7 protein-coding genes and 1 pseudogene are annotated in these 6,000 nt (G+C 58.3%); 3 read left to right on the forward strand and 5 right to left on the reverse strand.

Annotation, left to right across the window (positions count from 1 at the left end):
- Positions 1-57 precede the first annotated feature (57 nt).
- Positions 58-609: a hypothetical protein gene (locus PQQ51_RS08565; RefSeq protein ID WP_408496331.1), complete on the forward strand. Its 552-nt coding sequence runs from the start codon at positions 58-60 to the stop codon at positions 607-609.
- Between the two features lie 191 nt (positions 610-800).
- Here the strand turns inward: PQQ51_RS08565 and PQQ51_RS08570 are convergent, their stop codons facing one another.
- Positions 801-1,586: an enoyl-CoA hydratase/isomerase family protein gene (locus PQQ51_RS08570; protein WP_408496332.1), complete on the reverse strand. Its 786-nt coding sequence runs from the start codon at positions 1,584-1,586 to the stop codon at positions 801-803.
- Between the two features lie 321 nt (positions 1,587-1,907).
- Here PQQ51_RS08570 and PQQ51_RS08575 point away from each other — a divergent pair, with 321 nt between their 5' ends.
- Positions 1,908-2,558, forward strand: a complete 651-nt coding sequence (locus PQQ51_RS08575; protein WP_408496333.1) for a flavin reductase family protein — start codon at positions 1,908-1,910, stop codon at positions 2,556-2,558.
- A gap of 114 nt (positions 2,559-2,672) precedes the next feature.
- On the forward strand, positions 2,673-3,917 hold the full coding sequence (locus PQQ51_RS08580) for an MFS transporter (protein WP_408496334.1): 1,245 nt from the start codon (positions 2,673-2,675) through the stop codon (positions 3,915-3,917).
- A 118-nt stretch (positions 3,918-4,035) separates the two neighbouring features.
- On the opposite strand, the gene PQQ51_RS08585 is transcribed toward PQQ51_RS08580, so the two are convergent.
- The 4 genes and pseudogenes from PQQ51_RS08585 to PQQ51_RS08600 all read right to left on the reverse strand — a co-directional run.
- On the reverse strand, positions 4,036-4,344 hold the full coding sequence (locus PQQ51_RS08585) for a DUF4148 domain-containing protein (RefSeq protein WP_408496335.1): 309 nt from the start codon (positions 4,342-4,344) through the stop codon (positions 4,036-4,038).
- A gap of 139 nt (positions 4,345-4,483) precedes the next feature.
- Positions 4,484-4,837, reverse strand: coding sequence for a DUF4148 domain-containing protein (locus tag PQQ51_RS08590; RefSeq protein WP_408496336.1), 354 nt, complete (start codon positions 4,835-4,837; stop codon positions 4,484-4,486).
- Positions 4,838-5,089: 252 nt separating this feature from the next.
- Entirely contained in the window at positions 5,090-5,473 is a 384-nt protein-coding gene (locus PQQ51_RS08595; RefSeq protein ID WP_408496337.1) for a hypothetical protein, read from the reverse strand.
- A 171-nt stretch (positions 5,474-5,644) separates the two neighbouring features.
- A pseudogene (locus PQQ51_RS08600) lies at positions 5,645-6,000 on the reverse strand (XRE family transcriptional regulator); the annotation flags it as partial.

Below are 6,000 nucleotides of genomic sequence, written 5' to 3' on the forward strand. Positions count from 1 at the left end.
ACATACATAACATTGGCTGTCGGGAATACCGACTGCTCATTACGATATTGCTCGTCTATGACTCAAGACACTCCCTCGCAGCAGAACATCCAGCAGCAGGACAGCCCCCAGGGTTGCCAGACGGAAGCGCTGGCCGAACTTACCTATGGCCAAATCCAGGAACGACAGGCGGAGTTGCGCAAGTTGCTCGAACAGATCACGTCGGCCATCGGCCGACTGAGCCTTCGCCGCGAGGGCTTGCTCGAACGTGCTGAACTTGCAGAACTGCCGACTTTGACTACTAACGTTATCCGAAGGCTAAGGCACCGCTACCCGAGTTTCCTCACGCCAACCCGCACAGCGCTTGCTCACCGGCACGCGAAGCTCTGGGGTATTTTCAACCGGCCGGGCACCCTTGCTGCACTTCAGGTGCTGAGAGCGGAATATCGTACTTATCTGGAGTCGGGCAGTTTTGTTCAAACCGAAGACCGGGAACTGCAGGTCCTGGAGGACCAGGCGACTCGCTTGCGCGAAGAACTGCACAAGCTCGAACAACTGGAACTCATGCATCCGATGCGTGGTGAGACGGCCTCCCTTGATGAGTTGACGGCGGGTTTGTCAACACGATGAGAGTGAGGCAGCGCGGTGGCTAACCGTCTTGGGTCGAACGGGGGCGGTCATCGTACGGATCGACGCCGGCGGCATGTGCTTCAATGAACTGAGAGGCTCTTTGCCGCCGTGCCCCGTGCCCGGCGGAGTGCTTCATCTTCGCGAACGCATTCGCTCGCAGACGGCGATTGAGAAGGAATGCGCAAATGAATTCAGCGGCCTTTGTATTCCGGTTGACGCCTCGCAGCAAATGCGGCAACCCCTTCAGCCGCATCTTCGGTCAGCAATAGCTCGCGTTGAAGTTCTGCCTCTTTGGCCAAACCTTGTTCTATTGGAAACTCGAAACTCGCCAGTAGCGCCTGTCGCGCTGCCGCCACTGCCAAAGGACCGTTTTTTACGATCCGCTCTGCGATGCTCAGTGCGGTGGTTTCGAGTTCATGCCTTTCGACCAGCTGAGTTACCAGCCCACAATTCAGCGCAAAGTCAGCGCTTATCTCGTCGCCGGTCAGGATCATTCTCATTGCAACGCCAAGGCCTACGATCTTGCCGAGCCGCTGCGTGCCCCCGCCTCCCGGTAGGATCCCCCACCTTACTTCAGGCAACGCGAAGCGTGCGTCGCGCGCGGCGATACGAATGTCACAGGCTAGCGCCAACTCGAGGCCACCTGCCACACAAAAGCCATGAATTGCAGCAATGGTCGGCTTTAATATTTCTCGGTCCGCGGTCATTCCACCGAAGCTGATCGTCGCATTGTCGACCTGACTTTCAGCAATCCTCCGGCGATGCGGAATGTAGTCCAGGATATCCGCTCCTGTACAAAATGCGCGTTCGCCCGAACCGGCCAACACCGCAACTTTCAATTCGGGATCTTCATTAAACCGTTTCCAGGCAGCCGCCAAAGAACGGTCGTGCTCCAGATCCAGCGCGTTGAGCCGATCAGGACGATTGATCGTTATATGCGCAATATATTGATTGATGATTTTGAAATCGATTGACATGAAGGGCAAGCTCGCTGGTGGAGTGAACAGCTTTCGGAAGGAGGGCGGTAGTGCCTTCGAAACGGTTGCGGATGGAAGGTCTGAGCGCGGCTGCGAGTTACTGGACGTTCATTTCATTTCCCTGAAACCTTGGCTGACTAATGTGCAGAATGACGAACAGAAAACGATTTCGTAATTTTACTGTATAAGTTTGAGGGTGCCAAAAAAGTGGCGTAGAATTTTACAAAAACGATTTCGGTAATCGTCAAAACCTCTCCAGGAAAAGTCAGTGGAGGTTCCTGTCGAGCTTACATTCGCCCACGTTGGGACATGGAGATACGTATGAGCAGTAAATTGGGAGTTGAGTTAGGCGATTTCGGGTCGGCTGTCGAATTTTATGATCCTGCGGCAGGCCATGGTTTGCCCCACGATCCGTTTAAGGCGATTGTCGCGCCGCGGCTGATTGGCTGGGTGTCGACGAGTTCGTCGAGCGGACAGTTGAATCTCGCACCATACAGTTTCTTCGGCGCGTTCGCGGCATTCCCGCCGATGATCGGCTTCTGCAGCGAGGGCCGCAAAGACAGTCTTCGCAATATCGAAGAAACGCGCGAGTTTGTGTGGAATCTTGCGACACGTCCGCTTGCCGAGCAGATGAACCGCACGTCGGCAACCGTCGCGCCGGATGTCGACGAGTTTCAGCTAGCGGGCGTCACGCCCATTGCGGGACGCAACGTGTCGGTGCCGCGCGTCGGCGAATCTCCTGCGGCGCTCGAATGCAAGCTGCTGCAGATTACGCACCTGCACGATCTGCACGGTCACCCGACGGATAACTGGCTGGTGGTTGGTCAGGTTGTCGGCGTGCATATCCAGAGGGCGTATCTGAAGGATGGCCTGTTCGATACGTATGCCGCGCAGCCGATCATGCGAGCGGGCTACCGCGGCGACTACGCTCAGATCGGCGAGATATTCGAAATGATTCGTCCTGCATCCTGAGTATCGAACGACCGTAGCAATCGGGAAGCGGTTGCGATAATCTCCAACGTACACGCCGGGCCGACCGTCACTGCCGAACAAGTTCAGGAACATAACCAGGGGGTTCGCCTCACGATGTCCGACCAAAGCGGTAGTCAATCTGTCACGATGTCTGAGCGAACCGGTGGTCGATCTGCATTGCGCCAGGTGGCTACTTCGCGACTTTTTCTCGGCGCAACGATTGCGATGTTTCTGTCGGGTCTGGGCGCGTCTGCGGCTGCGCCGCAGATCGTTCTGTTCCTGGTGAAGGAACTCGGCGCATCGCTGCCGTTGGCGGGACTCTATTACTTGACGAGCCTTGCCGCTCCAGTCGCGGGATATTTCGTCGGCCGCTATTCCGATCGCACAGGCAATCGCCTCGGTCTTTTTCGCATGTGTGCGGTGGCGGGCTTTGTGGGCTGGGCGGGGCTGGCCCTTGCTACTTCGGTCTGGATGACCTTCATCATCGCCGTCGTTTTGCTGGCCGTTTCCGGTGCTACCGCCTCGCAAATTTTTGCGGCTGTCCATGACGAACTCAGCAACAAGCCCGATGACGCGAATGAAAGTGTCGTTGCCATCATCCGTATGGCGCTTACCGGTGGATGGATCGTCGGACCCGTTTTAGGAGCGTGGCTGGCCGCTGCCTATGGCCTGCGCCCGATGCTGTGGATGACCGCGATCTGCATGCTTCTACAGATCGCGCCTCTCGGAACGCTGAACCCAACCGTCAAGCTCAAGCCGGAGTCGGCGAGCGAACCCGCGAATCACTCCAGCCTGCGTGCGATGCTTCCACTGCTGACGTTCACAGTATTCTTCGTCCTCGTCTACGCAGGGGAGCCGGTGAAGTACGGATTCCTGCTGATCTACATGGAGGAACACCTCAAGCTAAGTCCCGCCGTGCGAGGGGCGGTCATCGGCATACAGCCATTCATCGAGCTGCTTATCATGCCCTTCAGCATTGGGCTGGGCCGAAAGCTCGGCAACGTGTGGTTGATGTGTATCGCGGCTGCTATCGGAGTGTTTGCCAATCTCTGCTTTGCGCTCTGGTCGTCCGCTGCGGGTATGTTCGCCGGACAGATCCTCATGGGTGGGGTTTGGGGCGTATTCATGGTGTTGGGCATCATCGTCGCTCAACGCCTGCTTCCCAACGCGGTAGGGACCGCGTCGGCAATCTTCATGAGTTCGACGGCTCTCGCCTCGGCGTTGGGCGGCATCGCGGGTGGCTTAGGGGTCGAATTCCTCGGCCTGCCCAATGTCTTCCTGTTGCCAGCGTTCTTCGCGGGTATTGCCGTTTTCGGACTGGCAGTGATGGCACGCACCGAACGCTTCAAGGTGTATTGATCTCAGCCAGTCTCCCAGCGGCGCGCCAATCGGGCGGGCTGCGATCAGTTGCGGCCGCACGATTGGCGGTGCGGGCCGCACAAACGGGAATCCCTGGTTCAGATTTAACGCAACGTGATCAACCGCCCCACGCTGCACGTTGTCCGTGTGCTTCCCACCAGTTCCTGGCTTGCTGGAAGTTGTAGGCGTTGCGTGCTATCAGGCTGGGACCGGCCGGATAGCGGGTGCTGCCCGCTGGGACGAGACCGGCCTGCTCAGCCTGGATCAGTTCAGCATGTACCTGCGCGCGCGTCTTGCCCAGGCTGCCTGTTGCGGCGACTGCATCAGCGGGCTGCGTTGTAGCAGGCACGCCGGCGAAGACCGAGACGGATGCCGAGAGAAGTAAAGCCGCGAACAACGAGCGATTCATAAGCGACGTGTGTTTCATGGTTGATTCCTTGATGGTTCATTTCTAAGCGAAGGAGATGGCGCGTTTGCCATCGGTTTTGTCTTGCGTTCATGTGCATGGCCAGACTGCCCGCGATGGTCTTTCGGTTGGGAAATGCCATCGCGGTCGTGACAGGCGCTTACTTCTCTGCCGTGGTCGTCACGCCATTCGCCTTCCATGCCTGTTCGATCTGCTGGAATCGCACCCGGTTGTGGGCGATCGTCTCGGCGCTCGGCGGGTAGTCGTTTCGATGAACCGGGATCAGGCCTGCTTCTTCGGCCTGCAGCAGTTCTGCACGCACCTGCGCGCGCGTCTTGCCCTGCGCAATGCTGGCGGTGCCGGTCGACGGCGAACTCGCGGTATTCGACGATGCATCGACATGCGGATACGGGGCGGAGCCGCGCGGACCGCCGCCGCCTGCAAAAGCCGAGACGGAAGCGGAAACCAGCAGCGTGGCGACGACGACACGGTTCAGAAGGGCAATAGCTTTCATGATTCTTTCCTCAAAAAATGTACGGGCGACAGCGTCCTGCGCCGATGCGCAGTGACGGCGATAGATCGATCCGATAGGCGATGCAGTCGCGCGCAAGGGCGCACGTGCAGCCTCTCGGCTTCAATGGAAATTTCGATTACCCGGACGTGGGGCGCCTGATTTGCTGCTTGACGACAGGCGCACGAACGGCCCGGCGGCGAGTAGGGGCGCGTGCTGGTTTATGCAGGCACGACCCGGCTCGGCCGCCAGGGGCTACGTTCGGAACACCTGGAAGAGGATGCGGTGCGGAGGGGGCGCCGACAGGAGAATAGGCTCGGGATGCGAGGGCCGCTCCGGACGGACCGCGAGCTCAAGGATGGAAGAATGTCCCCAGGCGAGCGGCAGCCAGACCGCCGGCGAGAGTGTCGGCAGATCTGCGTGATCGGGCTGCGCCTGATTGTTGCAATGCAGGTGACAACTAGCGGCCGTATGCGGGTCGCGCAGATCGAGATGATTTGCGGATAGCGTCACGGTCGCGTCCTGAACGACCTGCTTCGTCGGGCCTACCGCTGTGCATGCGTATGCCGACACCCACAACTGACTGAAGATCAGCGTGAAGAGTACGGCAACGGCAGTGAACAGTTTGATGCGACGCATGGTGGCGACTCAGTCCGATCCGATTCAAGAAAGTGGCGATGTGGACTTTAAGCATTGCCACACTGGGAAGGTCAATAGGGGCAGGAAAATTTTTTGATCGCGAGTCGCAGAAAAACGAACGTATGCGCCACCATGTGTCGTACCGTCAAGCGCGAGGCAGCACATTCCAGACTAGTCTTCCCCGCCCCAGATAGTCTCGACACCCGCGCGTACGAGGTATTGCCGTACTTCGACCGGCAGCGATGGATCGTCCGGCGAGAGGACGGTTGCGTTGCGCAAATGCTTTCTCTCCAGCGTGCCGGTTGTCACGTGCTGGAATATCAACCGGGTTGCAAAGGGCTGTCTGTAGGACGACGACGCCACGGCGGTGTAAAGACCATAAAAAAAGCGATTCGGACGTCGGTGCTGCTGGTTGAGTATCGATAACGTAAGCTCGTTTCTCTGCTTGCTTTCCGAGTCGATCAGAAATATGCGGTCGCCCAGCAGCATGCAGAAGCCGTGATAGGTAAAGGTGTATCCCGGCTTAC

It is taken from the genome of Paraburkholderia xenovorans, assembly GCF_046030735.1.
Lineage (GTDB): Bacteria > Pseudomonadota > Gammaproteobacteria > Burkholderiales > Burkholderiaceae > Paraburkholderia > Paraburkholderia xenovorans_A.

What these genes read in the sequence shown, in the direction of transcription:
- PQQ51_RS08570 (WP_408496332.1), bottom strand. Translation starts at nt 1,586, where the DNA reads ATGTCAATCGATTTCAAAATCATCAATCAATATATTGCGCATATAACG.
- PQQ51_RS08580 (WP_408496334.1), top strand. Translation starts at nt 2,673, where the DNA reads ATGTCCGACCAAAGCGGTAGTCAATCTGTCACGATGTCTGAGCGAACC.
- PQQ51_RS08585 (WP_408496335.1), bottom strand. Translation starts at nt 4,344, where the DNA reads ATGAAACACACGTCGCTTATGAATCGCTCGTTGTTCGCGGCTTTACTT.
- PQQ51_RS08565 (WP_408496331.1), top strand. Translation starts at nt 58, where the DNA reads ATGACTCAAGACACTCCCTCGCAGCAGAACATCCAGCAGCAGGACAGC.
- PQQ51_RS08590 (WP_408496336.1), bottom strand. Translation starts at nt 4,837, where the DNA reads ATGAAAGCTATTGCCCTTCTGAACCGTGTCGTCGTCGCCACGCTGCTG.
- PQQ51_RS08595 (WP_408496337.1), bottom strand. Translation starts at nt 5,473, where the DNA reads ATGCGTCGCATCAAACTGTTCACTGCCGTTGCCGTACTCTTCACGCTG.
- PQQ51_RS08575 (WP_408496333.1), top strand. Translation starts at nt 1,908, where the DNA reads ATGAGCAGTAAATTGGGAGTTGAGTTAGGCGATTTCGGGTCGGCTGTC.